Raw genomic sequence first — 2,237 nt, forward strand, 5'->3', positions numbered from 1 at the left:
GCGAGAACCCTCGCCTCCGTGGCGAGCCCCGCCGCTCCCCCGGCGCCGGCCTCCCCGGGCATTCCCGCCGGCGGCATCGTCGGCCGGGTGTTCACCAACCCCGGCCTGACCGTCACCGGAGGCAGCCTGTACTTGCGCCGGTCCCTGTCGCCCGCACGGCAGGATCCGCCGTGGATGGAGCTGGCCCGCGTCGACGCCGCGACCGGCGCGATCGTCGCGACGAACACGTTCAGCCCCGGTGCCATCGGCGCTCCCCTGGCCGCCGCGGGGTCACTGTGGCTGACCGGCTCGTTCTCCGGCCACGCCATGCTGCTCCGGCTCGACCCCCGCACGCTCATGGTGACCGGCGAGCTGACGATAGCCCCGGTGAACAGCGGTGCCGAGCAGAGCCACATCGCCTACGCGGGCGGCTCGATCTGGGTGGACGGATCGGACGAGCTCGTCCGGGTGTCCCCGGCGACCGTGGCAGCGGAACTCACGATCCCGCTGCCCGGCGCCGACACCTCCGACATCGGCGGGAGCCCCGACGGCGGCACGCTGATCGTGAGCGAGGCGGACAGCGGAGACGGCACGATCCAGCGCCGGGACCCCGTGACCGGGGCGCTGCTGGCGTCCCATCCCATGCTCGGCGTGATCGCCCCGCTGATCGGCGGCGGCGTGTCCGCCGCGGGCGCCTGGGTGTCCGAACCCACCGGGATGCTCGGCTACATCGAGCGCTTCTCCGCCTTGTCGATGACCCCCCAGGCGCGCACCCAGATCAACGGCAGCAACGGCCTGCACGCCGACGTCTGGGGCGGGGTGCTGTGGGTCAGGAACCAGGCTGCGGACCCCGCGCAGAACTACTGCGCCGACCCGGCGACGGGACGCAGGCGCGCGACGCTTCCGCTGCCCGACCTGGGCCAGGACTACCTGATGGCGGTCACGGGCGGCCTGATCTACTACTCGGTGCCCGCCAGCAGCGGATCCGCGATCCGCACAGTTCCGGTCCCGGCGGCCTGCGGGTAGCGTGAGCGGCATGAACGAGCACGCGCGCGGCGCGGTCCGTGTGGAGCAGGGTCCGAAACGGGTTCGCTGTTACCTGGCGGGGCGCCTTGTCGCCGACACCCGCCGCCCCTTCCTCGTCTGGGAAATCCCCTACTACCCGGCGTACTACATCCCGCTGGCGGACGTGGTGGCGGACCTTAAGCCCGTCGAAAAGGTTGAGCACTCGCCCAGCCGCGGCACAGCGCGGCTCTTCGACGTGCGGGTGGACGGCGCCGCAGCGGAGAGCGCCGCCAAGCGGTACCCGGACTCCCCGCTCGAGGAGCTGCGGGACCTGGTCCGTTTCGACTGGGCCGCGATGGACGAGTGGCTCGAGGAGGACGAGCCGGTCTACACGCATCCGAGAGACCCGTACAAGCGGGTGGACATCCTGGCGAGTTCCCGGCAGGTCCGCGTGGAAGTGGACGGGGTCACGGTCGCCGACTCGACCCGGCCGCACATCCTGTTCGAGACTGGCCTGCCGCCTCGCTACTACCTGCCGCTCCCGGACGTCCGCACGGAACTGCTCGCCCCGTCGGCGACCCAGTCCCACTGCCCGTACAAGGGCACGGCGGCCTACTGGTCGGTGGACACCGGCCACGGCGTGCACCCTGACCTGGTGTGGATCTACCGGACCCCGCTACCGGAAAGCCAGAAGGTCGCGGGCCTCGCCTGCTTCTACAACGAGAAGGTCGACCTCTACATCGACGGCGAACTCCAGGACCGCCCCCGCACCCCGTTCAGCTGAGCCGTTCAGCGCAGCGGCCAGGCGACATCGTCGAGGAATCGCTCAGGAACGGCCCGGAGGCACGGCGCAGCCCGCCACGACATCCGGGTTGGTGAGCAACGGCGTGAGCCACACGGCGGCCGACACCACCGCGTGCGCGTCACCGCCGCGCGGCGACCGCGGAGAACATCATCGGATCTACGTGCTGAACGAGGGGTACGTCGTCGAGTCGGGGACGCACGATGAGCTGCTGGCCGCCGGGACAACCTGCGCCGAGCTTTTCACCCTCCAAGCATCCCGTACCAGCAGCGCCTCCCCGGTACGTGCGCCTCGCGTAAGCCAACCGCTTTGTGTTCACGAGCAGCAGGCTGGATCGGTTCAGCGGCACAGTCTCAGGCCGGTGGCCGGCCTGAGACTGTGCGGCTGTGCGGTCAGTTCACCGGTTCAGTGGTCACCACCGAGTTGAAGGTCAGCGCCGCATGACCCGGGG

Annotated in this window: 2 protein-coding genes; both read left to right on the forward strand. The window is 70.9% G+C overall.

The window, feature by feature from the left end; genetic code table 11:
* Positions 1-1,005: hypothetical protein (locus WA805_RS14905; protein WP_425242616.1), on the forward strand; the 1,005-nt coding region annotated here is incomplete at its 5' end.
* Positions 1,006-1,015: 10 nt separating this feature from the next.
* A complete protein-coding gene (locus WA805_RS14910; protein ID WP_425242617.1) occupies positions 1,016-1,768 on the forward strand; it encodes a DUF427 domain-containing protein in 753 nt (250 codons plus the stop codon).
* The last annotated feature ends 469 nt before the right edge of the window (positions 1,769-2,237 follow it).

The organism is Trebonia sp., from assembly GCF_049794275.1.
Taxonomy (GTDB): domain Bacteria; phylum Actinomycetota; class Actinomycetes; order Streptosporangiales; family Streptosporangiaceae; genus Trebonia.